Origin of the sequence: Pseudomonas sp. GD03858 (assembly GCF_029840925.1) — a bacterium.
Taxonomy (GTDB): domain Bacteria; phylum Pseudomonadota; class Gammaproteobacteria; order Pseudomonadales; family Pseudomonadaceae; genus Aquipseudomonas.
Window position 1 is genome coordinate 1 of sequence record NZ_JAOCDM010000092.1, and the last position, 23,731, is coordinate 23,731.

Here is a 23,731-nt window from a genome sequence, read left to right on the forward strand (position 1 = left end):
ATCCTGTAACCCTCTGCATACCTCCATGGCCTACAAACCCACCCCTGCCCGCCCTCCCGCCGACCTGCTGCGCAAGGCCCGGCCACTGCGCCTGCTGCTCAACCAGGCCGAGCGCCTGGAGCACCTGCAGCGCCTGCTGGAAAGCCAGCTGCAACCGGCCGCCCGCGAGCATTGCCACGTGGCGTCCTGGAAGGAAGGGACCTTGTTGCTGGTGGTGACCGACGGGCACTGGGCAACGCGCCTGCGCTACCAGCAGAAGCGCCTGCAGCGCCAGTTGCAGGCCATGGAAGCCTTCGCCAACCTCAACCGCATCCAGTTCAAGGTGCAACCACCGCTGGTAGCAGCAAAACACCAAGGCCACGGGCCTGAACTGTCGGAATCTGCCGCAGACAGCATCCTTGGTTCGGCCGAGGGCATCAGCGATCCGAAGTTGCGCGCAGCGCTGGAGCGCCTGGCGGCGCATGCGCAGAGCAAGACCTGAAGGCCCAGAACATCATCCTGTAGGAGCAGCCTTGCCGAGGCGTCGGACCGGTCGGAAAGGGCTGCGCAGCGGCCCCAGGATTTCAGCGTTGACGCATGGATCGCCGGGGCTGCCTTGCAGCCCTTTCCGGCCGGTCCGACGCCTCGGCAAGGCCGCTCCTACAGGGATCGCGCAAAGCTAAAGAATGATGGACGATCTGTGGCCATAAAAAAGGCCACCCGAAGGTGGCCTCAATCACTAGAGAGAGTGTTCGAACTTACACGGCCGCAACAGGGCGCATGTACGAGATCGGTGCCGTGCTGGCATCTTCGAAAGTGACCACTTCCCAGGCGTCGGTTTCTGCGATCAGCTTGCGCAGCAGCTGGTTGTTCAGCGCGTGTCCGGACTTGTAGCCCTTGAACTCGCCGATCAGGCTGTTGCCCAGCAGGTAGAGGTCGCCGATGGCGTCGAGAATCTTGTGCTTGACGAATTCGTCATCGGAACGAAGGCCGTCTTCGTTGAGCACACCGGTCTCGTCGACCACGATGGCATTTTCCACGCTGCCGCCCAGCGCAAGGTTGTGCTTGCGCAGGTACTCGATGTCACGCATGAAGCCGAACGTGCGGGCGCGACTGACTTCCTTCACGAACGAGGTGCTGGAGAAGTCGACGACCGCGCTCTGGGTCTGGCCCTTGAGGACCGGATGATCGAAGTCGATCTCGAAGCTCACCTTGAACCCGTCGAAGGGCAGGAAAGTGGCGCGCTTGTCGCCCTCTTCCACCGTCACTTCGCGCAGGATGCGGATGAACTTCTTCGGTGCGTCCTGTTCTTCCAGGCCGGCCGATTGAATCAGGAATACGAAGGGTCCGGCGCTGCCATCCATGATCGGCACTTCCGAGGCGGAGAGCTCGACGTAGGCGTTATCGATGCCCAGGCCCGCCATGGCGGAGAGCAGGTGCTCGACCGTATCGACTTTGACGTCACCGTTGACCAGCGTGGTGGACATGGTGGTCTCACCGACATTGGCCGCGCGCGCCGGGATCTCCACGACAGGCGAGAGATCGGCGCGACGGAAGACGATGCCGGTGTCGACAGGCGCAGGCTTGAGGGTCAGGTAGACCTTCTCCCCGGAGTGCAGGCCGACACCTGTGGCACGGATGGTATTCTTCAGGGTGCGTTGTCTAATCATGGCATTGGCCGCTTCAGCGCAAATTGCGAACAGGTATCAACAAAGGCTGGGGATGATAACAGACCCGGCCTTTGCTGAACACCAATCACCCTTATACCCCTGATAAATTCCATTAATCGGCCTGACGACGCAGGAACGCCGGGATATCCAGGTAGTCCAGGTCATCCTGAGGGTTGAGTTTAGCTGCCGCCGCGGCACCCGCATGGGCCTGGTTGCGCATCACGGTCGGACGCTCCAGGTCACGGTAGTTGACGGCCGACTGCTCCTGGCGAACCGGGGCCGGGTTGGAGGCCTCGTACGCCTGCTGCGCGGTCTGCAGGGTGTTGTCGACGACCTTGACCGGCTTCTCGATGCGCGCGCCCAGGCCAGTGGCGACCACGGTCACGTGCAGTTCGTCGCGCATGTCCGGATCGATCACGGTGCCGACCTTGACCATCGCGTGGTCGGAGGCGAAGGCTTCGATGATGCTACCCACGTCGGAGTACTCGCCCAGCGACAGGTCGGGGCCTGCGGTGATGTTCACCAGGATGCCGCGGGCGCCCTGCAGGTTGACGTCTTCGAGCAGCGGGTTGCGAATCGCCGCCTCGGTGGCTTCGCGGGCACGGTTCGGGCCGCTGGCGCAACCGGTACCCATCATCGCCATGCCCATCTCGCCCATCACGGTGCGCACGTCGGCGAAGTCGACGTTGATCATGCCCGGACGCTTGATGATATCGGAGATACCGCGCACGGCACCGGCCAGCACGTCGTCGGCCTTGGCGAAGGCGGACAGCAGGCTTGCATCCTTGCCCAGGATGGTCAGCAGCTTCTCGTTGGGGATGGTGATCAGCGAGTCGACGCTTTCAGCCAGCATGCGGATGCCTTCGTCGGCGATCTGCATGCGCTTGCGGCCTTCGAACGGGAACGGACGGGTCACCACCGCGACGGTGAGGATGCCCATTTCCTTGGCCACTTCGGCGATGATCGGCGCCGCGCCGGTACCGGTGCCACCGCCCATGCCGGTGGTGATGAACACCATGTTGGTGCCCTGCAGCACCTCGGCGATGCGCTCACGGTCTTCCAGCGCGGCCTGACGACCGACTTCCGGATTGGCGCCGGCACCCAGGCCCTTGGTCACGCCAGTGCCCAGTTGCAGGATGGTGCGTGCGCCGATGTTTTTCAGCGCCTGAGCATCAGTGTTGGCGCAGATGAATTCCACGCCTTCGATGCTGCTCTTGACCATGTGGTTGACGGCGTTGCCGCCGCCACCGCCGACACCGATCACTTTGATGACCGGGCTTTGCGGGACGTTGTCTACGAGCTCGAACATTTTCCCTCTCCTTACAGTTCTCTAGTTGTCGCGCCTACCACTACTGCTTTGAAACTTAGAAGTTGCTCTGGACCCAACGCTTGAGTCGTTCAAGCACAGGGCCCTTCGGTTCATCGCCATAGCTGTTGTTGCTGCTGTTGCTGTTGCTGATACCGGTCAGGGACGGGTCCTCGGACTGCTTCTGCAGGCCATAGGTGAGCAGGCCCACACCGGTGGAGTAGATCGGGTTGCGCACCACGTCGCTCAGCCCCCGAACGCTGTGCGGCACGCCCAGGCGTACCGGCATGTGGAAGATTTCCTCGGCCAGTTCCACGGCGCCTTCCATCTTCGCGGTGCCGCCGGTGAGCACGATGCCGGCTGGCACCAGGTCCTCGAAGCCGCTGCGGCGCAGCTCGGCCTGGATCAGGGTGAACAGCTCGTCGTAACGCGGCTCCACCACCTCGGCCAGGGCCTGGCGCGACAGCTCGCGCGGCGGACGGTCGCCGACGCTCGGCACCTTGATGGTCTCGCCGGCGCCGGCCAGCTTGGCCAGGGCGCAGGCGTAGCGGATCTTGATTTCCTCGGCGTACTGCGTGGGCGTGCGCAGGGCCATGGCGATGTCGTTGGTGACCTGGTCGCCAGCGATCGGGATCACCGCGGTGTGACGGATCGCGCCTTCGGTGAAGATGGCGATGTCGGTGGTGCCGCCGCCGATGTCCACCAGGCACACGCCCAGCTCTTTCTCGTCGTCGGTCAGCACCGAGTAGGCCGAGGCCAGCTGCTCGAGGATGATGTCGTCGATTTCCAGGCCGCAGCGGCGCACGCACTTCTCGATGTTCTGCGCGGCGTTGACCGCGCAGGTGACCACGTGAACCTTGGCTTCCAGGCGCACGCCCGACATGCCCAGGGGCTCGCGCACGCCTTCCTGGTTATCGATCACGTAGTCCTGCGGCAGGGTGTGCAGCACGCGCTGGTCAGCCGGAATGGCCACGGCCTGGGCGGCGTCGAGCACGCGCTCGAGGTCGGCGGTGCTGACCTCGCGGTCGCGGATGGCGACGATGCCGTGGGAGTTCAGGCTGCGAATGTGATTGCCGGCCACGCCGACGAACGCCGAGTGGATACGGCAGCCAGCCATCAGCTGGGCCTCTTCGACGGCGCGCTGGATCGACTGCACGGTCGACTCGATGTTCACCACCACGCCCTTCTTCAGGCCGCGCGAAGGGTGGGTGCCGATGCCCACGATCTCCAGGGTACCGTCCTCGCCGACCTCACCCACCAGCGCCACCACCTTGGAGGTGCCGATGTCCAGCCCGACGATCATTTTGCCGCTATGCGCGTTTGCCATGGTCCTGCCTCTCTCTAATTCTTCGCAACGGCGGGTTGGGCCGTCGTCGGTGCATTCGGTTCCCGCCAACCAACGGCAAGTCCGTTGGAATAACGCAGATCGATGCGGGCGATATTGGTGATCTGGTCTTTAAGCGATTTGTCGTAAATGGCAATGAAACGGCGCATCTTCTCCACCAGGTGGTCGCGCCCCAGCAGCAGCTCGACGCCTGGGCCGGCGCTACCCGCGCCGGTGGTCAGGAACCAGCTGCCTCGCTCGCGCAGCTCCAGGCGAGCGATGGAAAAGCCCATGGGGCGCAGCATCTGGCTCAATACCTGATACTGCTGCATGACTTGTTGCTGAGCGCGCTGCGGCCCGAACAACTGCGGCAGGTGCTCGTAGTTGGCCAGCTCGCGCGGGGTGAAGGCCTGGCCCTGGTTGTTGAGCAAGGCCTCGTCACCCCAGCGTGCCACCGGCAACTGTTCTTCCAGGCGGATCACTACCTCGTCCGGCCACACCCGGCGCACCTCGGCATGGGCGATCCAGGGCATCTGCTCCAGTTCCACACGCATCGCCGCCAGGTCGACGGTGAAGAAGCTCGCCGCCACATAGGGCGCGATCCGCTGCTGTACCGACTGCTGGCTGATGTAACTCAGGTCACCCTGCACGTCGATCTTGGTGATCGGCCGGTCGGCGTAGGGCATCAGGCGGATGGCGCCCTCGTAGGCGCCAAAGCCCGCGGCGACCAGCAGCACCGGCCACAACAGGCGCTTGAGACCGCCGAAGCTTGGTCGTGGCAGGCGCGCCGATACGGGCTCGTCGGCCACCAGTCGGCTGGCACCACGCGGCACCGGCTTGCTGCGGCCGGTAACGGGTGGTTGCTGACGTATCATCGCGCCTTGCATGGCTGGTTAACCTCGCTTCGCTACGCTGTCGGCCAGGATCGCCAGCACCAGTTGCTGGAAATCCAGGCCGGCGGCGCGGGCCGCCATGGGCACCAGGCTATGGTCGGTCATGCCCGGTGCGGTGTTGACTTCGAGCAGCCAGAACCGGCCCTGCTCGTCCTGCATCACGTCCAGCCGGCCCCAGCCCTCGATGCCAACGGCATCGCAGGCGCGCGCGGTCAGGTCGATCAGCTCTTGCTCCTTGGCACTGTCCAGGCCGCACGGGATGCGGTACTGGGTGTCATTGGCGATGTACTTGGCGTCGTAGTCGTAGAACACGTGCGGGGTGCCCAGCGCGATCGGCGGCAGCACCTGGCCGCGCAGCACAGCGATGGTGAACTCCGGACCGTGGATCCACTGCTCGACCAGCACCTGAGAGTCATACTTGGCGGCGTCCTTCCAGGCGGCGACCAGCTCTTGCTCGCTGTTCACCTTGGCCATGCCGATGCTGGAGCCTTCATGGGCCGGCTTGACGATCAGCGGGAAGCCCAGCTCCGCGCTGGCGGCAACGCAGTCCTGCTCGCTGGCCAGTACCGCGTGACGCGGCGTCGGGATGCCCAGGCTCTGCCACACTTGCTTGGTGCGCAGCTTGTCCATGGCCAGCGCCGAGGCGAGGATGCCGCTGCCGGTGTAAGGGATGCCCAGGCACTCGAGCAGGCCCTGCATGCTGCCGTCCTCACCGCCACGACCGTGGAGGATGATGAAGGCGCGGTCGATCTTCTCGCGCTGCAGGCGGGCCAGCAGGTCGTCGCCGACATCGATGGCGACCACGTCGACACCGGCGCTGGTCAGCGCCTCGATCACGGCCTTGCCCGACTTGAGCGAAACTTCACGTTCGGCGCTCTTGCCGCCGTAGAGCACGGCGACGCGGCCGAAGGCCTTGACGTCGAGGGTGGAATGCAGCGTGTCGTAGGCGCTGGTCATTTCGACTTCTCCTGCTTGGCGCCAGCGAACAGCGGGCTCTTCATCAGTTGCGGAGCCAGGCCGCCGACATCGCCGGCACCCTGGCAGATCAGGATGTCGCCGGCGCGCAGCAGCGGCTTGACCAACGGCGCGAGTTCGGCGCCGCGCTCGATGTAGATCGGATCGAGCTTGCCGCGCTGGCGAATGCTGTGGCACAGCTGGCGGCTGTCGGCGCCGGGGATCGGCTCTTCGCCGGCCGGGTAGACCTCCATCAGCAGCAGCACGTTGGCATCGCCCAGCACCTGCACGAAATCGTCGTACAGGTCGCGGGTGCGGCTATAGCGGTGCGGCTGGTAGACGATCACCAGACGTCGGCTCGGCCAGCCGCCACGCACGGCCTTGATCACCGCGGCGACCTCGGTCGGGTGGTGGCCGTAGTCGTCGACCAGCATCACGCTGCCGCCATCCACCGGCAGTTCGCCGTACACCTGGAAGCGTCGACCGACACCCTGGAAGCCAGACAGCCCCTGGACGATGGCTTCGTCGCTGATACCTTCGTCGGTGGCGATGGCGATGGTGGCCAGGGCATTGAGCACGTTGTGGTTGCCCGGCATGTTCACCGACACCTCGAGCGGCTCGCAGTCACGGCGCAGCACGGTGAAGTGGGTCTGCATGCCCTGCTGGCGCACGTTGATGGCGCGGATGTCAGCCTCTTCGCTGAAGCCGTAGGTGACGGTCGGACGCTTGACCTGCGGCAGGATCTCACGCACCACCGGGTCGTCCAGGCACATCACCGCCAACCCGTAGAACGGCAGGTTGTGCAGGAACTCGACGAAGGTCTTCTTCAGCTTGTTGAAGTCGCCTTCGTAGGTCGCCATGTGGTCGGCGTCGATATTGGTGACCACGGCCACCATCGGCTGCAGGTGCAGGAAGCTGGCGTCGCTCTCGTCGGCCTCGGCGATCAGGTAGCGGCTGGTGCCCAGCTGCGCGTTGGTGCCGGCCGCGGTCAGGCGCCCGCCGATGACGAAGGTCGGGTCCAGGCCACCGGCGGCGAACACCGAGGCCAGCAGGCTGGTGGTGGTGGTCTTGCCGTGGGTACCGGCCACCGCCACGCCGTGGCGGTAGCGCATCAGCTCGGCGAGCATCTCGGCGCGCGGCACGACGGGAATACGGCGCTCCAGGGCGGTGGCGACTTCCGGGTTGGCCGGATTGATCGCGCTTGACACCACCAGCACGTCGGCATTGGCGGCGTTCTCGGCGCGATGGCCGACGAAGATCTCGGCGCCGAACGACTCCAGGCGCTCGGTGACCGGCGAAACCTTGAGGTCGGAACCGGACACTTCATAGCCCAGGTTCAGCAGCACCTCGGCGATGCCGCACATGCCCACGCCGCCGATGCCGACGAAGTGGATACGACGGATACGGCCCATCTTCGGCTGGGGCATGGCTTTCTGGCTCTCAACCATGGGCCACCTCCAGGCAGATATCGACCACGGTGCTGGTTGCGGCAGGCTTGGCCAGACGACGCGCGGTGCCGGCCATGGTGTTGAGTTTCTCGGGTTGCATCAGCACCTCGTTCAGGCGTTCAGCGAGCTGCGCTGCGCCAGTTGTCGCTTGTGGCATCAGGAAGGCGGCGCCTTCACGAGCCAGGTATTGGGCGTTGTGGGTCTGGTGGTCGTCGATGGCATGGGGCAACGGCACCAGCATCGAGGGCAGGCCCGCCGCCGCGAGTTCGCTGACGGTCAGGGCGCCGGCCCGGCACACCACCATATCGGCCCAGCCATAGGCATGGGCCATGTCCTTGATGAACGGTTCGACCTGGGCCTCGACCCCCGCCTCGCGATAACGCTCGGCGGTGACCGGACCATGGTTTTTCCCAGCCTGGTGGAACACCTCGGGACGCAGGTTTTCCGGCACCTCGGACAGGGCCTTAGGCAACAATTTGTTCAATGGTTCCGCACCCAGGCTGCCACCCATCACCAGCAGGCGCGCACGACGCTCGGCGAGCGGCGCGCGCCGGGCGTCCATGAACAGCTCCGGGCGCACCGGATTGCCGGTGGTGCGCAGCTTGTCGCTGGCCGCGAAGGTATCCGGGAAGGCCTCGCAGACCCGCGCCGCCATCGGCAGCAACAAGCGATTGGTGGTACCGGCGCGGGCGTTCTGTTCGTGGATCACCAGCGGCACGCCGCACAGCCGCGCGGCGACGCCGCCGGGGCCGGTGACGTAACCGCCGAAACCGACCACGCAGACCGGCTTGAGCTCGCGGATGATCCGCCGCGCCTGCAGCACGGCCTTGACCAGCGTGAATGGCGCCTTGAGCAGCGACAGCTTGCCCTTGCCGCGCAAGCCGGTGACCTGGATCAGGTGCAGCGGCAGGCCGGCCTGGGGTACCAGCTCGTTCTCGATGCCACGCGGGGTGCCCAGCCAGTGCACGCTGTAGCCACGGGCCTGGAACTCGCGGGCACAGGCCAGCGCCGGGAACACGTGGCCACCGGTACCGCCGGCCATGATCAGGACGTTCTTGCCGTCAGCGGCCATGACTGGTCTCCTCGGCAAAATCGCTTTCCTTGAATTCGTGCTCTTCGCTGCCCAGGTGCGTGCGACTCTCCCATTCGATGCGCAGCAGCAGCCCCACGCAGGCGCAGCAGATCACCAGCGAGCTGCCTCCGTAGCTGAGGAACGGCAAGGTCAGGCCCTTGGTCGGCAGCAGGCCGACGTTCACGCCGATGTTGATCAGGAACTGGCCGATCCACAGGAACGCCAGGCCAAAGGCCATGTAGGCGGCGAAGAACTGCTTGGCCTTCTCGGCCCACAGGCCGATGTACAGGGCGCGCACGGTGATGAAGACGAACAGCGCGATGGTCAGCAGCGAGCCGACCACGCCGAGCTCCTCGGCCAGCACCGAGAACACGAAGTCGGTATGCGCTTCGGGCAGGTAGAACTGCTTCTGCACGCTGTTGCCCAGGCCCACGCCCAGCCATTCGCCGCGACCGAAAGCGATCAGCGCCTGGGTCAGCTGGTAGCCGGAACCGAACTGGTCGGACCATGGGTCGGTGAAGGTGATCAGTCGCGCCATCCGGTAAGGCTGCGCCTGGACCAGGACGACCACCGAAACCACCGCCAGCACCACCATCAGCGAGAATCGGAACAAGCCGACCCCACCGAGGAACAGCATGGCCGCCGCCGCCCCCATCATCACCACCGTGGCGCCGAAGTCGGGCTCCATCAGCAGCAGGCCGGCCATCGGCAACAGCACGATGAACGGCTTGAAGAAGCCCATCCAGCTCTCGCGCACCTCGGTCTGCCGGCGCACCAGGTAGCCTGCCAGGTAGATGACCACGAAGACCTTGGCGATTTCCGATGGCTGGACGTTGAAGAAACTGAAGCCGATCCAGCGCATCGAACCGTTCACTTCGCGACCGATACCCGGCACCAGCACCAGCACCAGCAGGCCGAAGGCGCCGAGCAGCATCATGAAGCCCATGCGCTGCCAGGTGGCGATCGGCACCAGCATGGTCATCAACCCGGCGCCGAGGCCAAGGGCGACGTACACCAGGTGGCGGAACATGTGATAGAGCGGGTTGCCCGACTGCACCGCGGCCACTTCCGAGGAGGCCGAGGTGATCATCACCAGGCCCAGGCCGAGCAGCGCCAGGCAGCCCGCCAGCAAGGGGAAGTCGAGGTCGATGCCACGGCCGCTGATCAGCGGCGACGGGTACGGCTTGAGGATGCCGAAGATCATGCCAGCCCCTCCGCCGCCTGGGCGAACAGGCGCCCGCGTTCTTCAAAGTTCTTGAACATGTCGAGGCTGGCGCAGGCAGGCGAGAGCAGGACCGCGTCACCCGGCTGGGCCAGTTCGGCGCAACGCTGCACGGCCTCATCGAGGGTCTGCACGCGGACCAGTTGCACAGTGTCCTTCAGGGTGTCGGCCAGGCGTTCGGCATCGCGGCCGATCAGCACCACGGCGCGGCAATGCTGCGCCACCGGTGCGCGCAGGGCGGCAAAATCGGCGCCCTTGCCATCGCCACCGGCGATCAGCACCAGCTTGCCTTCGATATCAGCGCCCAGGCCTTCGATGGCAGCCAGTGCGGCGCCGACGTTGGTGGCCTTGGAATCGTCGTACCAGTTGACTCCATTGCGCTCGCGCACCCACTGGCAGCGATGGGCCAGGCCCTTGAATTCGCGCAGGGCATCGAGCATCGGCGCGAACGGCAGGCCGACAGCGTGACCGAGGGCCAGCGCGGCCAGGGCGTTGCCATGGTTGTGGGCGCCACGGATCTTCAGCTCGCGCACCGGCATGAGGGTCTGGAATTCGAACGCCAGGTACTTCTCGCCATCGACCTCGCGCAGGCCGAAGGCTTTGAAGTCCGGCGCGTTGAGCCCGAAGCTCCAGCTCGGACGGCCTTCGACCGGCAGCGGACGGCTCAGGGCATCCTGGCGATTGACCACCACCTGGCGGGCGCCGCGGAAGATCCGGTGCTTGGCCAGGTGATAGGCCGGCAGGCCGCTGTAGCGGTCCATGTGGTCTTCGCTGATGTTCAGCACGGTGGCCACTTCGGCGTTGAGCTGGTCGGTGGTTTCCAGCTGGAAGCTCGACAGCTCCAGCACGTACAGCTCGACGTCGTCGGCCAGCAGGTCGAGGGCCGGGGTGCCGAGGTTGCCACCGACCGCCACACGTTTGCCTGCCTTGGCGGCCATCTCGCCGACCAGGGTGGTCACGGTGCTCTTGGCGTTGGAGCCGCTGATGGCGACGATCGGCGCCTTGGCGTGGCGGGCGAACAGCTCGATGTCGCCGGACAGCTTCACGCCGTGTGCGGCAGCCTGCTGCAGGGCCGGCGTGGCCAGGGCCAGGCCGGGGCTGACGTACAGCTCGTTGGCCCGGCACAGGAAGTCCACGTCCAGCTCGCCACAGCGCACTTCCACCTGCGGGTATTCACGGCGCAGGGTGTCCAGTTCCGGCGGTTGCTCGCGGGTGTCGGCGACCGCAAAGGCAATGCCCCGGCTCGCCAGGAAGCGAACCAGGGACATGCCGCTCTTGCCGAGGCCGACAACGATGCGGAATTGGTCGGAAGCGATCAGTGACACGCTCGTTTACCTCAGTTTCAGGGTGGCAAGGCCAATCAGCACCAGAATCACGGTGATGATCCAGAAGCGGACGATCACCCGTGGCTCGGGCCAACCCTTGAGTTCAAAGTGGTGGTGGATCGGCGCCATGCGGAACACGCGCTTGCCGGTGAGCTTGAACGAAGCCACCTGGATGACCACCGACAGGGTTTCCATCACGAACACGCCGCCCATGATGAACAGGACGATCTCCTGGCGAACGATGACCGCGATGGTGCCCAGCGCCGCGCCCAGCGCCAGGGCGCCGACGTCGCCCATGAATACCTGGGCCGGGTAGGTGTTGAACCACAGGAAGCCCAGGCCCGCGCCGATCAGCGCGCCGCAGAACACGATCAGCTCGCCGGCGCCCGGCACGTACGGGATCAGCAGGTATTCGGCAAACTTCACGTTGCCCGACAGGTAGCAGAAGATGCCCAGGGCGCCGCCGACCATCACCGTCGGCATGATCGCCAGGCCATCGAGGCCGTCGGTCAGGTTGACCGCGTTGCTCGAGCCGACGATGACGAAATAGGTGAGCACGATGAACCCGGCGCCCAGCGGAATGGCCAGGTCCTTGAGCATCGGGATGATCAGCGTGGTCTCGACGCTGGTCGGCGCGGTCTTGTACAGGAAGATCGCCGCCGCCAGGCCGAATACCGACTGCCAGAAATACTTCCAGCGGCTTGGCAGCCCACGGGAGTTCTTTTCGATCACCTTGCGATAGTCGTCGACCCAGCCGATGGCGCCGAACGCCAGGGTGACGACCAGCACCACCCACACGTAGCGGTTGCTCAGATCGGCCCACAGCAGGGTGCTGATGGCGATGGCGGACAGGATCAGGGCGCCACCCATGGTCGGGGTGCCGGACTTGGACAGGTGCGATTGCGGGCCGTCGTTGCGCACGGCCTGACCGATCTGGCGGATCTGCAGGGTACGGATCATCCACGGGCCCAACCACAGGGCCAGGGACAGCGCGGTCAGCACACCCAGGATCCCGCGCAGGGACAGGTACTGGAAGACCGCGAAGCCCTTGTGGAACTGTTGCAGATACTCAGCCAACAGCAGCAGCATTAATGTTTCTCCCCGCTGGCACCGCACAATGCCGCCACGACGTTTTCCATCGCAGCGCTGCGCGAGCCCTTGATCAAGATAGTGGTATCGCTGGAACCTTCGGCGCCAACGGCAGCGATAAGCTCAGCTTGAGTAGCGAAATGGCGGCCATTGGCACCGAACGCCGTAACTGCATGGACCATGTTGCTGCCCACCGCATACAGCGCGTCGACCTTACCGCGTGCGTATTCGCCCACCTGGCGATGGCCTTCCTCGGCCCATTGCCCCAGTTCGCCGATATCCCCGAGCACCAGGACGGTGCGTCCGGAAAAGCCGGCGAGTATATCAATGGCGGCGCACATCGAGGTGGGATTTGCGTTGTAGCTGTCGTCGATGACCCGCACGCCGTTCGGCGCGATCTGGGCCACGGTGCGGCCCTTGACCGGTTGCACGGCGCCGAGACCCGCGGCGATGCCGCTCAGGCTCAGACCAACGGCATAAGCGGCGGCCGCGGCGGCCAGGGCGTTGCTGACGTTATGGGTGCCGAGCAGATTCAGCTGTACCGGGACGCTGCCGTCCGGCCCATGCAGGGTGAACGACGGGCAGCCACGAGCATCGCGACCGATATCGCTGGCGTAGAAGTCCGCCTGCGGGTTGTCCAGGGCGAAGCTGAGGACACGGTGCTTGCCGGCACGCTTGCGCCAGATGTCGAACGCCTTGTCGGCCAGGTTGAGGATGGCCGTGCCGCCCTCGCCCAGGCCCTCGAGGATCTCGCCCTTGGCTTCGACGATCTTCTCCGGACCACCGAACTCGCCCACGTGGGCGGTGCCGGCGTTGTTGATGATGACTACCTGTGGCTGGGTCAGACCGACGGTGTAGCGGATCTCGCCGATGCGCGAGGCGCCCAGCTCGATCACCGCGGCACTGTGCTCCGGGGCGATCTCCAGCAGGGTCAACGGCGCGCCGAGGTCGTTGTTCAGGTTGCCGCGGGTGGCATGCACCGGGCCGCGGGTGCGCAGGATCGCGGCGAGCATTTCCTTGACCGTGGTCTTGCCGCTGGAACCGGTGATGGCGACCACCGGCTTATCGAAGTACCCCCGGTTGAGCGCACCCAACTGGCCGAGGGCGACGCGGCAGTCGGCGACCAGCAACTGAGGCAGGTCGACGTCGGCGACCTCGCGTTCGACCAGGGCGGCGACGGCGCCCTTGGCCTGCACGTCGGCCAGGTAGTCGTGGCCATCGAAGCGCGGCCCGGTCAGGGCGACGAACAGCTGGCCGGCATCGACGGTGCGGCTGTCGATGCTGACGCCGGTGAAGCTGGCGTCGGCACCGACCTGACGGGCATTCAGTGCCGTGGTCAGTTGGCTTAGTGTCATGGGCTTAAGCATGTGGAGCCTCCCAGGCTGCAAGTGCCTTGTCGGCTTCGACCAGGTCGGAGAAGGCATGGCGTTCGCCATTGATCTCCTGGTAATCCTCGTGTCCCTTGCCAGCCAGGACGATCACGTCGTCGGCACTGGCACTGGCGATCAGTTGGGCAATGGCCGCGCCACGGCCAGCGACGAACGCGACGGCAGCGGGCCGGGCGAAACCGGGGCGAATATCGTCGAAGATCCGCAAGGGGTCTTCGGTACGCGGGTTGTCGTCGGTAACCAGCACACGGTCGGCCAGGCGCTCGGCCACTTCGGCCATCAGCGGGCGCTTGCCGGCATCACGATCGCCACCGCAGCCGAACAGGCACAGCAGCTTGCCGTGAGCGTGCGGACGCAGGGCTTCGAGTACTTTTTCCAGGGCATCCGGGGTGTGGGCATAGTCGACCACCACCAACGGCTTGTCACCGCCGCCCAGGCGCTGCATGCGGCCGACCGGCCCATGCAGTTGCGCGGTGACCTTGAGAATTTCGTCCAGCGGGTAATCCAGCGCCATCAGCGTGGCTACCGCCGCCAGCATGTTGCTCAGATTGAAACGCCCCAGCAGGCGGCTGCGCAGGACATGCTCGCCCTGTGGGGTGACGATCACGGCGCGCACGCCATCATCGTTGAAGACGGCCTCTTTGCAGAACAGTGTCGCCGCCGAATCCTGCAGGCTGTAGCTGATCAGGCGCGACGTGGCAGGCGCTTCTGCCAGGCGACGCCCAAAGTCATCATCCAGGTTGACCACCCGGGCACGCAGGCTCGACCAGGCGAACAGCTTGGCCTTGGCCGCCTCGTAGGCCTCCATGCTGCCGTGGTAGTCCAGGTGGTCGCGGGACAGGTTGGTCATCACCGCGATATCGAAGTCCAGCGCGGCGACCCGGCCCTGTTCGAGCGCATGGGAGGAAACCTCCATGGCCACGGCCTTGGCCCCGCCCTTCTTCAGGTCGTTCAGGGTCGATTGCACGGCGATCGGGTCCGGCGTGGTCAGACGGCCGCTCTGCAGCTCGCCATAAAAGCCGGTGCCGAGGGTACCGATCAGGCCACAGCGCTTGCCCAGGGCATCGAGGGCCTGGGCCAGCAGTTGCGTCACGCTGGTCTTGCCGTTGGTGCCGGTCACCCCGACCAGGTCGAGCTGGCGGCTCGGCTCGCCGTAGAAGCGCCCGGCAATCTGCGACAGCTGGCCGATCAGGCCCTTGACTGGAATCAGCGGCGCATCGGTGATCGGCAGCACGCTGGCGCCCTGCTCTTCGTAGGCGACAGCGGCGGCGCCACGGGCCAGGGCGTCGGCGATATGGTCACGACCATCGACCTTGGCCCCCGGCACGGCCAGGAACAGGTCGCCCGGGCGCACGGCGCGACTGTCCAGGGTCAGCTCGCGGATCAGCGGATCGCGACTGGCATGGGCGAACAGCTTGCTCAATGGCATCGTCATCAACCTCGCCCTCCCTTGGCGGGTACTGCGCTGGCTTGCTGCGTCGAAGGCGCAGGCAGGTTGTCCGGCGGCACATTCATCAGGCGCAGGGTGCCCGACATCACTTTGCTGAATACAGGGGCCGAGACCAGGCCACCGAAGTAACCGCCCTTGCTGGGCTCGTCGATGACCACGACGATGGCGTAGCGCGGATCGCTCATCGGCCCGAAGCCGGCGAACAGCGAACGGTAGGCGTTCTCGGTGTAGCCCTTGGAGCCGACGGTGGCTTTACGCGCCGTACCGGACTTGCCGCCCACGTGATAGAACGGCACCTGGGCACGGAACACGCCGCGCGGCGCCTCGATCACCTGCTGCAGCATGCCCTGCACGGTCTCGGCGGTTTCCTTGGGAATGGCCTGCACGGCTTCTGGCGCCTTGTCGACCTTGAGAATCGACAGCGGCACCATCTTGCCGTCGTTGGCGATCGCGGCGTAGGCATGCACCAGCTGCAGAGCGGTGACGGAGACGCCATAGCCGTACGACAGGGTCGCGGTCTCGGCCTTGCGCCACTCGCGGTGGTTGGGCAGGTTGCCGACGCGCTCGCCCGGGAAGCCAAGACCGGTGTACTGGCCCAGGCCAACCTGGGACATCACCCGGTAGATGGCCTCGCCACCGATATCGAAGGCGATCTTGCTCATGCCCACGTTGGACGAGTTGATCAGGATGCCGGTCAGGTCGAGGATCGGGCCCTCGCTGCGCGACACGTCCTTGATGGTGTAGCGGCCAATTTGCAGGCTGCCCGGATACACCTCGACCTTGTCGGTGACCTTCCAGCGGCCACTCTGCAAGGCGGCGCTCATGGAAATCGGCTTGACCGTCGAGCCCGGCTCGAACACGTCGATGATCGCCCGGTTGCGCATCGCGGCCGGGAACATGCTGCGGCGGTTGTTGGGGTTGTAGGTCGGCTGGTTGACCATGGCCAGGACTTCACCGGTCTTGACGTCCATGATCACCAGGCTGCCAGCCTTGGCGTCCTGCTCGGCGATGGCGTTGCGCAGCTCGCGAGTCGCCAGGTACTGCAGGCGCAGGTCTATCGACAACGCCAAGGTCTTGCCGGCCTTGGCGTTCTTGGTCACCTGGATGTCCTTGATCAGCCGGCCACGCCGGTCCTTGATCACCTGTCGCTTGCCGGGCACCCCGGCGAGCCATTCGTCGTAGGCGAGCTCGACGCCTTCACGACCATGGTCGTCCAGGTCGGTGAAGCCGACCATGTGCGCGGTGACGTCGCCAGCCGGATAGAAGCGGCGGAACTCCTCCAGGCCATAGACGCCCGGGACCTTCAGGTCCAGCACGTGCTGACCCTGCTCGGGCGTCAGGCCACGGACCAGATAGATGAATTCCTTGCTGGCCTGCTGGGTGAGCCGCTCGGTCAACTGCTGGGCGTTCTGCCCGAGCGCCGCGGCCAGCTGCGGCCAGCGCTCCTTCGACGCCTGCATTTCCTTGGGGTTGGCCCACAGGGTGGTGACCGGCGTGCTGACGGCCAGCGGCTCGCCGTTGCGATCAGTGATCAGGCCACGGTGCGCGGGAATGGGAATGTGGCGCAGGCTACGGGCGTCGCCCTGCCCCTTGAGGAAGTCACGGTCGACCACCTGCAGGTCGATGATGCGCCAGCAGATGGCGCCGACCATCAGCGCCAGCAAGCCGATCACCACCCGGAACCGCCAGGGGTAGAGTGCGCCCTCGAGCTTCATCATGGCGCCACCATCCGCACTTCGTCAGCGGCCGGCACGCGCATCTTGAGCTGTTCGGAAGCCAGGCTCTCGATACGACTGGAGGCGGTCCAGGTGCTTTGCTCGAGAATCAGCCGCCCCCACTCGGCCTGGGCCTTGTCGCGCTCGCTCAGCTCGCCGTACAAGGTGTTGAGCAACTGGCGGTTCCAGTGGGCGCTGTAGGACACGGCGATTGCCGAAATCAGCACACCCACGAACAGCAGAAGCATCAGGAAGCTTCCGCCTGGCAAAGGTTTGGCGAACAGCCGGCTCACCGCAACTTCTCCGCCACCCGCATCACGGCGCTGCGCGCCCGCGGGTTGGCCTTGAGCTCGGCTTCGGAAGCGAACTGCGCCTTGCCGATGAGCTTGATCTTCGGCTCGAAGACCTTGTGCTGCACCGGCAGATTGCGCGGCAGGTTATCCTGCTCGCCCTTGGCCAGCTTGCGCATGAACAGCTTGACGATGCGGTCTTCGAGAGAGTGGAAGCTGATCACCGCCAGGCGACCGCCGACCTCCAGGGCATCGATCGCAGCCTCGAGGCCGGTCTCCAGATCACCCAGTTCGTTGTTGACGTGAATGCGCAGCCCCTGGAACGCGCGGGTGGCCGGGTTCTTGCCCTTTTCCCAGGCCGGGTTGGCGACCTTGAGCACTTCGGCCAGATCGCCGGTGCGGGTGAACGGCTGCTGCTCGCGACGCAGCACCACCGCGCGGGCCATGCGCTTGGCAAAGCGCTCTTCGCCGTATTCCTTGAAGACACGGGCGATCTCTTCTTCCGCCGCCGTGGCGATGAACTCGGCGGCACTGATGCCCTGGTCCGGGTTCATGCGCATGTCCAGCGGCCCGTCGTTCAGGAAACTGAAACCACGCTCCGGGTCGTCCAACTGCGGCGAGGACACGCCAAGGTCGAGCAGGATGCCGCTGACCTTGCCATCGAGACCACGTTCGGCAACTTCCGCGCCCAGCTCGGCAAAGCTGCGCTGCACAATGACAAAGCGGCCGTCTTCGGCCGCCAGCGCTTGCCCGGTGGCAATCGCCTGTGGATCTTTGTCGAATCCCAGCAGCCGCCCTTGCGGCCCGAGCTTGCTGAGAATGAGGCGACTGTGGCCGCCACGCCCGAAGGTGCCGTCCAGATAGCAACCGTCGGCGCGCAGGGCCAATGCCTCGACAGCTTCGTCGAGCAGGACGGTGATGTGGTTGAAGCCGCTATCTATGGTCACAGGATCAGGTCACGCAAATCATCGGGCATGGCGCCCGGTTGTTGAATAGCTGCAAGGTCGGCCGCCGAAACCACGTTCCAGGCATCCTCATCCCACAGCTGGAATTTGTTCAGCTGCCCCACCAGCATCGCCTTCTTGTCGAGCTTGGCGTATTCGCGCAGGCGGGGCGGCACCAGGAAACGGCCACTGCCATCGAGCTCCAGATCAACCGCATTGCCGATCAGCAAACGCTGCAGGCGGCGGTTTTCCTCACGCAACGATGGCAAGGCACGCAACTTGGCTTCTATCTGTTCCCACTCGTCGAGGGGATAAACACACAAGCAGGGGTCAACAGCGTCGATGGTCACGATCAATTGACCATTGCAACGCGAATCGAGCTCGTCACGGTACCGGCTCGGCATGGCGAGACGGCCCTTGGCATCGAGACTGACGGCGTTGGCTCCGCGGAACACGGCTGCGTTTCCCCACAATGTTAGCTTTTTTGTGCCAGAAAACCCACTTCATCCCACTTTCTGCCACTTGCGCACACTATAGGAATCCGTCCGCCACACCGTCAAGGCACGTTCATAAGGAAATCCCTTACAGGACGGCGATTTAGCGCAACAAAGGAAGATGGAAGGATTAACAGAGAGGAAAAATGACGGAAAAAATCAAACACACTCAAGCGGATAGAGTGCCGAGTTAAAGTAATTTATTAAGAGTAAGAATTTTTCGGTATTACCAAGACACATCTGCTATCGATTCAAGCAGGGAGGGAAAAGGTGGAGAGTCGATCTGTAAGCCGGGTTTTGTCGAGGACAGTCATTCCTCTACGACGGCCATCACTGGACGCCTCTAGCAACCTACCCGGTTCCGACGCGGGCCACGCCGTATGGAACCCTATTTGGTCTTGCTCCGAGTGGGGTTTACCTAGCCACGGACTGTTGCCAGCCGTGCGGTGCGCTCTTACCGCACCTTTTCACCCTTACCGGCACCGAAGTGCTTAGGCGGTTGTTTTCTGTGGCACTTTCCGTAGGCTCGCGCCTCCCAGGCGTTACCTGGCACTCTGCCCTATGGAGCCCGGACTTTCCTCCCCCGCCTTTTGCGGAACAAAAGGTGGCAGCGACTGTCCGATCGACTCTCCGCCGACAAGGTTACCGGTAGCCGCGCTCAAGAACAAGCGAGACGGCACCAATATCACTACGCCATTAGTTGGATTTCTGCTTCTCCAGCGCCAGCTGATAGAGCAGGTTCTTGCGCACCCCCGTGATCTCGGCGGCCAGCGCCGCCGCTTTCTTCAGCGGCAGCTCGGCCAGCAACAGATCGAGCACTCGCTGGGCCTCGGCACTGATCGCCTGCTCACCTTCCGGCGCGCTCCAGCCCGCCACCAGCACCACGCACTCGCCGCGCTGCTGGTTGCTGTCGCCCTGCACGAACCCGCGCAGCTCGGCCAGAGGCAGCCCTTTCAGGGTCTCGAAGGTCTTGGTGATCTCGCGAGCCAGCACTGCCGGACGCTCAGCCCCGAACACCAGCTCCATATCCTCCAGGCACTCCAGAATTCGGTGCGGCGCCTCATAGAAGATCAGTGTGCGCGGCTCTTCCTTCACCTGCTCCAGTCGCGCCCGGCGCCCTGCGGCCTTGGCCGGCAGGAAGCCTTCGAAAATGAATCGGTCCGATGGCAGCCCTGCCGCCGACAGCGCGGCGATCAACGCGCAGGCACCCGGCACCGGCACCACCTGCACGCCCGCCGCCCGCGCCTGGCGCACCAGGTGATAGCCCGGGTCGGAGATCAGTGGCGTGCCGGCGTCGGACACCAGCGCCACATCATCCCCCGCCAGCAACCGGGTGATGAAGCGCCCGCCCTCGTCGCGCTCGTTATGCTCATGGCAGGCCGCCAGCGGCGTGTCGATGCCGAAGTGCTGCAGCAGACGCACCGAGTGCCGGGTATCTTCCGCGGCGATCAGGCTCGCGTCAGCGAGCACCTTGAGCGCCCGAGCGCTCATATCGTCGAGGTTGCCGATGGGCGTGGCGACGACATAAAGCTTGCCCAACGTGGATTTCGAAACCCCTGCAACATCAGTCACTGCGCGCACCTGCTTTCCGGATCAAAGGCCGCCATTGTAGCCCGAGCACCTGCAACAGGGCGCAAAGAACTTCCGCGGCGCCCTCCTCTCGTCCATCTATAGTGAAGGTTCGTTGTCGGCAAGATCGCGCCGCGCGCGGCGCTTGGGTACAATTGCCGGCCAACTTGATCGAGTAACAGGACCTTTACATGATCGCTTGCCTGCGGCTGTTCACAGCCTTCTGCCTCGCTGCCCTGCTGGCGGCCTGCGCCAGCTCGCCCTCATCCAGCCTGGGCGAACTGCCACGCACCCCTGATGCCAGCATCGAGCAACTGCTCGAGAAAGCCGCGTCCAGCAAGTCCGCAGAGGACGCCGCCCTGCTGCGCCTGAGTGCCGCGGACCTGGCGTTCAAACAGAAGGACTTCCCACGCTCGGCCCGCATCCTCGAACAGGTCCCGCTGGACTCGCTCAAACCCGGCCAGCAAGTGTTCGCCTCCACGCTGGCCGCCGAACTGGCCATGAGTCGCAACCAGCCCAAGGCTGCGCTGAACGCCCTGGGCCACCCCAGCCTGCAGCGCGTCGCCGAGCTTCCCGAGGAGCAGCAGGTCCGCACCTACAGCGTCCATGCCGCAGCCCTGGAGGCCGACGGCCAGACCCTGGCCGCCGCCCAGCAACGCGTGCTGCTGGCCCCGCTGCTCAGCGGCCAGGCCGCCGCGCAGAACAACGACGCCATCTGGACGCTGGTCGCAGCGCTGCCCGCCGAGCAACTCCAGCAACCGGCCGGCAACGAAACCCTGGGCGGCTGGACCAGCCTGGCCCTCGCCGTGAAACGCGCCGGCACACTGGAGCAGCAACAGGCCGCCATCGATACCTGGCGCAGCCAGCATCCGGATCACCCGGCCGCCAAGCAGCTTCCCCAGGCCCTGGTGAAACTCAAGGAACTGGCCAGCCAGCCACTGACCAAGATCGCCCTGCTGCTGCCTCAGGAAGGTCCGCTCGCCGGCGTTGCCCGCGCCCTGCGCGATGGCTTCATGGCCGCTCACTTCCAGGCCCAGCAAGGCGGCCAGCCAGCGCCAGCCGTGCAGGTGTTCGACAGTTCGCGCATCACCTCGCTCGACGACTTCTACCGCCAGGCCCAGGCCGCGGGCGTGCAACTGGTGGTCGGCCCGCTGGAAAAACCGCTGGTCAAGAAGCTCGCCGCCTATCCGCAACTGCCCATCACCACCCTGGCGCTGAACTACGCCGACGCCGGCCAGATCGCGCCACCACAACTGTTCCAGTTCGGCCTGGCCGCCGAGGACGAAGCTCGCGAAGTGGCGCGTCGCGCCCGCGCCGACGGCATGGTCCGCGCCGTGGCCCTGGTGCCGAGCGGCGAATGGGGCGACCGCGTGCTGGCCGCCTTCCGCCAGGACTGGGAAGGCAATGGCGGCACCCTGATCACCGCCCAGCGCATCGCCCAGCCCGTCGCCCTCGCCCAGCAGATCGCCGAGCTGTTCCAGTTGCGCCAGAGCGAAGGCCGGGCCAAGAGCCTGCAGAGCACCGTCGGCGGCAACATCGCCGCGCAGCCTTCGCGGCGCCAGGACATCGACTTCATCTTCCTCGCCTCGACCCCACAGCAGGCCCAGCAGATCAAGCCGACCCTGAACTTCCAGTACGCAGGCGACGTGCCGGTCTACGCCACCTCCAACCTCTACAGCGCAAGCGGTGACGTGAACCAGTACAACGACATGAACGGCATTCGCTTCTGCGAAACACCGTGGCTGCTCGACAACACCAACAGCCTGCGCCAGCAGGTCGTTCAACAGTGGCCACAGGCAGCCGGCAGCCTGGGCCGCCTGTATGCCATGGGTGTCGACGCCTACAGCCTGGCGCCACGCCTGGGGCAACTCAAGGCGCTGCCGGACAACCGCGTCGAAGGCCTGTCCGGCAGCCTGAGCATGAGCGCCAGCCAGCGCGTCGAACGCCAACTGCCGTGGGCCGAGTTCTCCGGCGGCCAGGTCAAGCGCCTGCCGGACACCCCGCGCTGATGCCCCAGCCATCGCCCACCCGCGCAGGCAATGCCGCCGAAGACCATGCCCTGGAATTTCTCCAAGGGCATGGCCTGGAGCTGCTGACGCGCAACTGGCGATGCAAGGGCGGCGAGCTCGATCTGGTCATGCTCGATACCGATACAGTAGTATTCGTCGAAGTCCGCTATCGGTCGCACGCGGGCTTCGGTGGCGCGCTTGGCAGTATCGATGAGCGCAAGCAGAAGCGCCTGACGCTTGCCGCCAGCCTTTTCCTGCAGAGCGAACCCCGCTGGGCCACCCGTCCATGCCGCTTCGACGTAGTTGCCCTGCAGGGCCAGGGGCATGCGGGGCAACCGCTTCAATGGCTGAAAAACGCCTTCGAATGCTGAACCCTATCCGAATTTCTAGCTCTATGTTTCGCGGGCTGGTCCCTGTCGCGCGTCGCGCCAGCCACCGCCCTACTTAAGGTCACCCAGATGGACATGCAATCCCGAATCCGCCGGCTGTTTCAGGCCAGCATCGATACCAAGCAACAGGCAATGGACATCCTGGCCCCCCACATCGAGCAGGCCAGCCTGGTCATGGTCAACGCCCTGCTCAACGACGGCAAGATGCTCGCGTGCGGCAATGGCGGCTCGGCCGGCGACGCCCAGCACTTTTCCTCGGAACTGCTCAACCGCTTCGAGCGCGAGCGCCCGAGCCTGCCGGCCATCGCCCTGACCACCGACAGCTCGACCCTGACCTCCATCGCCAACGACTACAGCTACAACGAAGTCTTCTCCAAGCAGATTCGCGCCCTGGGTCAGCCCGGCGACGTTCTGCTGGCGATCTCCACCAGCGGCAACTCGGCCAACGTGATCCAGGCGATCCAGGCCGCGCACGACCGCGAAATGATTGTCGTCGCCCTGACCGGACGCGACGGCGGCGGCATGGCCTCCCTGCTGCTGCCCGAAGACGTGGAAATTCGCGTCCCCGCCACGGTCACGGCACGCATCCAGGAAGTCCACCTGCTGGCGATCCACTGCCTGTGCGACCTGATCGACAGCCAACTGTTCGGGAGTGAAGAATGATCTCCAAGCGTCTCGGCCTGATGGCCCTTACCCTGTGCCTGGGTGTTTCCGGCTGCAGCTCGGTGCTGACCTCGGCGCGCAATTCGCCGATCGAGGATGACCGCGGCACGCGCACCATCGGCAGCAAGATCGACGATTCGCTGATCGAGACCAAGGTCTCGGTCAACATCGCCAAGGCCAACCCTGAGCTGGACAAGGGTTCGCACATCGTCGTCAGCAGCTACAACGGCGTGGTACTGCTCGCCGGCCAGACCCCGCGCGCCGACCTCAAGTCCCTCGCCGAGCAGACCGCCGGCCAGGTGCAGCGGGTCAAGAAGGTGCATAACGAGCTGCAGGTGATGCAGCCGTCGTCGATCCTGGCGCGCAACAACGACGCCTGGCTGACCACCAAGATCAAGACCCAGATGCTGACCGACGAAAGCGTCCCCAGCTCGCGCATCAAGGTGATCACCGAGAACGGCATCGTCTACCTGCTCGGCCTGGTCCGACAGCAGGAGGCCAATGCCGCCACCAACGTGGTGCAGGGCGTGTCCGGCGT

22 protein-coding genes and 1 other RNA gene are annotated in these 23,731 nt (G+C 65.2%); 5 read left to right on the plus strand and 18 right to left on the minus strand.

Annotated elements, in window-relative coordinates:
* The first annotated feature begins 25 nt into the window (after positions 1 to 25).
* On the plus strand, positions 26 to 481 hold the full coding sequence (locus N5D48_RS19895) for a DciA family protein (protein WP_279887431.1): 456 nt from the start codon (positions 26 to 28) through the stop codon (positions 479 to 481).
* Between the two features lie 256 nt (positions 482 to 737).
* On the opposite strand, the gene lpxC is transcribed toward N5D48_RS19895, so the two are convergent.
* From lpxC to rsmI, 18 genes are all read right to left on the minus strand, one after another.
* Positions 738 to 1,649 carry a UDP-3-O-acyl-N-acetylglucosamine deacetylase gene (gene lpxC / locus N5D48_RS19900; protein WP_279807136.1) on the minus strand — a complete coding sequence of 304 codons (912 nt, stop codon included), beginning with the start codon at positions 1,647 to 1,649 and terminating at the stop codon, positions 738 to 740.
* 112 nt (positions 1,650 to 1,761) lie between these two features.
* Complete coding sequence (ftsZ, locus tag N5D48_RS19905; protein ID WP_016395521.1) at positions 1,762 to 2,958, minus strand: cell division protein FtsZ; 1,197 nt, start codon at positions 2,956 to 2,958, stop codon at positions 1,762 to 1,764.
* Positions 2,959 to 3,013: 55 nt separating this feature from the next.
* Positions 3,014 to 4,282: a cell division protein FtsA gene (gene ftsA / locus N5D48_RS19910; RefSeq protein ID WP_028689735.1), complete on the minus strand. Its 1,269-nt coding sequence runs from the start codon at positions 4,280 to 4,282 to the stop codon at positions 3,014 to 3,016.
* Between the two features lie 14 nt (positions 4,283 to 4,296).
* On the minus strand, positions 4,297 to 5,166 hold the full coding sequence (locus N5D48_RS19915) for a cell division protein FtsQ/DivIB (protein WP_110736708.1): 870 nt from the start codon (positions 5,164 to 5,166) through the stop codon (positions 4,297 to 4,299).
* A gap of 6 nt (positions 5,167 to 5,172) precedes the next feature.
* Positions 5,173 to 6,129: a D-alanine--D-alanine ligase gene (locus tag N5D48_RS19920; RefSeq protein WP_279887414.1), complete on the minus strand. Its 957-nt coding sequence runs from the start codon at positions 6,127 to 6,129 to the stop codon at positions 5,173 to 5,175.
* Complete coding sequence (gene murC / locus N5D48_RS19925; RefSeq protein WP_279887415.1) at positions 6,126 to 7,574, minus strand: UDP-N-acetylmuramate--L-alanine ligase; 1,449 nt, start codon at positions 7,572 to 7,574, stop codon at positions 6,126 to 6,128. The genes N5D48_RS19920 and murC overlap by 4 nt, the downstream gene beginning before the upstream one ends.
* Positions 7,567 to 8,646 (minus strand): undecaprenyldiphospho-muramoylpentapeptide beta-N-acetylglucosaminyltransferase, encoded by a 1,080-nt coding sequence (gene murG, locus N5D48_RS19930; protein ID WP_279887416.1) that lies wholly within the window; start codon positions 8,644 to 8,646, stop codon positions 7,567 to 7,569. The genes murC and murG overlap by 8 nt, the downstream gene beginning before the upstream one ends.
* Positions 8,636 to 9,847, minus strand: a complete 1,212-nt coding sequence (ftsW, locus tag N5D48_RS19935; protein WP_279887432.1) for a putative lipid II flippase FtsW — start codon at positions 9,845 to 9,847, stop codon at positions 8,636 to 8,638. The genes murG and ftsW overlap by 11 nt, the downstream gene beginning before the upstream one ends.
* Complete coding sequence (gene murD / locus N5D48_RS19940; RefSeq protein WP_279887419.1) at positions 9,847 to 11,193, minus strand: UDP-N-acetylmuramoyl-L-alanine--D-glutamate ligase; 1,347 nt, start codon at positions 11,191 to 11,193, stop codon at positions 9,847 to 9,849. The genes ftsW and murD overlap by 1 nt, the downstream gene beginning before the upstream one ends.
* Before the next feature lie 6 nt (positions 11,194 to 11,199).
* Positions 11,200 to 12,282: a phospho-N-acetylmuramoyl-pentapeptide-transferase gene (gene mraY / locus N5D48_RS19945; RefSeq protein ID WP_279887421.1), complete on the minus strand. Its 1,083-nt coding sequence runs from the start codon at positions 12,280 to 12,282 to the stop codon at positions 11,200 to 11,202.
* Positions 12,282 to 13,649 carry a UDP-N-acetylmuramoyl-tripeptide--D-alanyl-D-alanine ligase gene (gene murF, locus N5D48_RS19950; protein WP_279887423.1) on the minus strand — a complete coding sequence of 456 codons (1,368 nt, stop codon included), beginning with the start codon at positions 13,647 to 13,649 and terminating at the stop codon, positions 12,282 to 12,284. The genes mraY and murF overlap by 1 nt, the downstream gene beginning before the upstream one ends.
* Entirely contained in the window at positions 13,642 to 15,105 is a 1,464-nt protein-coding gene (locus N5D48_RS19955; RefSeq protein ID WP_279887425.1) for a UDP-N-acetylmuramoyl-L-alanyl-D-glutamate--2,6-diaminopimelate ligase, read from the minus strand. The genes murF and N5D48_RS19955 overlap by 8 nt, the downstream gene beginning before the upstream one ends.
* Positions 15,105 to 16,835, minus strand: a complete 1,731-nt coding sequence (locus N5D48_RS19960) for a penicillin-binding protein 2 (protein WP_279887433.1) — start codon at positions 16,833 to 16,835, stop codon at positions 15,105 to 15,107. Before N5D48_RS19960 ends, N5D48_RS19955 begins: the two co-directional genes overlap by 1 nt.
* Positions 16,835 to 17,128 carry a cell division protein FtsL gene (gene ftsL, locus N5D48_RS19965; RefSeq protein ID WP_279807145.1) on the minus strand — a complete coding sequence of 98 codons (294 nt, stop codon included), beginning with the start codon at positions 17,126 to 17,128 and terminating at the stop codon, positions 16,835 to 16,837. Before ftsL ends, N5D48_RS19960 begins: the two co-directional genes overlap by 1 nt.
* On the minus strand, positions 17,125 to 18,066 hold the full coding sequence (rsmH, locus tag N5D48_RS19970; RefSeq protein WP_279887435.1) for a 16S rRNA (cytosine(1402)-N(4))-methyltransferase RsmH: 942 nt from the start codon (positions 18,064 to 18,066) through the stop codon (positions 17,125 to 17,127). The genes ftsL and rsmH overlap by 4 nt, the downstream gene beginning before the upstream one ends.
* Positions 18,067 to 18,068: 2 nt before the next feature.
* A complete protein-coding gene (gene mraZ, locus N5D48_RS19975) occupies positions 18,069 to 18,524 on the minus strand; it encodes a division/cell wall cluster transcriptional repressor MraZ (protein WP_016395508.1) in 456 nt (151 codons plus the stop codon).
* A gap of 309 nt (positions 18,525 to 18,833) precedes the next feature.
* Positions 18,834 to 19,193: RNase P RNA component class A (rnpB, locus tag N5D48_RS19980), an RNA gene on the minus strand.
* Between the two features lie 66 nt (positions 19,194 to 19,259).
* Positions 19,260 to 20,135: a 16S rRNA (cytidine(1402)-2'-O)-methyltransferase gene (rsmI, locus tag N5D48_RS19985; RefSeq protein WP_279887427.1), complete on the minus strand. Its 876-nt coding sequence runs from the start codon at positions 20,133 to 20,135 to the stop codon at positions 19,260 to 19,262.
* Positions 20,136 to 20,323: 188 nt separating this feature from the next.
* On the opposite strand from rsmI, the gene N5D48_RS19990 reads away from it, so the two are divergent.
* From N5D48_RS19990 to N5D48_RS20005, 4 genes are all read left to right on the plus strand, one after another.
* Complete coding sequence (locus tag N5D48_RS19990; RefSeq protein ID WP_279887428.1) at positions 20,324 to 22,141, plus strand: penicillin-binding protein activator; 1,818 nt, start codon at positions 20,324 to 20,326, stop codon at positions 22,139 to 22,141.
* Positions 22,141 to 22,512: a YraN family protein gene (locus N5D48_RS19995; protein ID WP_279887429.1), complete on the plus strand. Its 372-nt coding sequence runs from the start codon at positions 22,141 to 22,143 to the stop codon at positions 22,510 to 22,512. Before N5D48_RS19990 ends, N5D48_RS19995 begins: the two co-directional genes overlap by 1 nt.
* Before the next feature lie 87 nt (positions 22,513 to 22,599).
* A complete protein-coding gene (locus N5D48_RS20000; RefSeq protein WP_046857018.1) occupies positions 22,600 to 23,193 on the plus strand; it encodes a phosphoheptose isomerase in 594 nt (197 codons plus the stop codon).
* Positions 23,190 to 23,731, plus strand: a 542-nt coding sequence (locus N5D48_RS20005; RefSeq protein ID WP_279887430.1) for a BON domain-containing protein, incomplete at its 3' end; no start/stop codon positions are given. The genes N5D48_RS20000 and N5D48_RS20005, both read left to right, overlap by 4 nt.

Coding starts and splice junctions, on each gene's coding strand:
- N5D48_RS19920 (WP_279887414.1), bottom strand. CDS start 6,129: ATGACCAGCGCCTACGACACGCTGCATTCCACCCTCGACGTCAAGGCC.
- N5D48_RS19915 (WP_110736708.1), bottom strand. CDS start 5,166: ATGCAAGGCGCGATGATACGTCAGCAACCACCCGTTACCGGCCGCAGC.
- N5D48_RS20000 (WP_046857018.1), top strand. CDS start 22,600: ATGGACATGCAATCCCGAATCCGCCGGCTGTTTCAGGCCAGCATCGAT.
- N5D48_RS19990 (WP_279887428.1), top strand. CDS start 20,324: ATGATCGCTTGCCTGCGGCTGTTCACAGCCTTCTGCCTCGCTGCCCTG.
- murG (WP_279887416.1), bottom strand. CDS start 8,646: ATGGCCGCTGACGGCAAGAACGTCCTGATCATGGCCGGCGGTACCGGT.
- mraY (WP_279887421.1), bottom strand. CDS start 12,282: ATGCTGCTGCTGTTGGCTGAGTATCTGCAACAGTTCCACAAGGGCTTC.
- murF (WP_279887423.1), bottom strand. CDS start 13,649: ATGCTTAAGCCCATGACACTAAGCCAACTGACCACGGCACTGAATGCC.
- ftsZ (WP_016395521.1), bottom strand. CDS start 2,958: ATGTTCGAGCTCGTAGACAACGTCCCGCAAAGCCCGGTCATCAAAGTG.
- ftsA (WP_028689735.1), bottom strand. CDS start 4,282: ATGGCAAACGCGCATAGCGGCAAAATGATCGTCGGGCTGGACATCGGC.
- N5D48_RS19995 (WP_279887429.1), top strand. CDS start 22,141: ATGCCCCAGCCATCGCCCACCCGCGCAGGCAATGCCGCCGAAGACCAT.
- murC (WP_279887415.1), bottom strand. CDS start 7,574: ATGGTTGAGAGCCAGAAAGCCATGCCCCAGCCGAAGATGGGCCGTATC.
- lpxC (WP_279807136.1), bottom strand. CDS start 1,649: ATGATTAGACAACGCACCCTGAAGAATACCATCCGTGCCACAGGTGTC.
- N5D48_RS19895 (WP_279887431.1), top strand. CDS start 26: ATGGCCTACAAACCCACCCCTGCCCGCCCTCCCGCCGACCTGCTGCGC.
- N5D48_RS19955 (WP_279887425.1), bottom strand. CDS start 15,105: ATGACGATGCCATTGAGCAAGCTGTTCGCCCATGCCAGTCGCGATCCG.
- N5D48_RS19960 (WP_279887433.1), bottom strand. CDS start 16,835: ATGAAGCTCGAGGGCGCACTCTACCCCTGGCGGTTCCGGGTGGTGATC.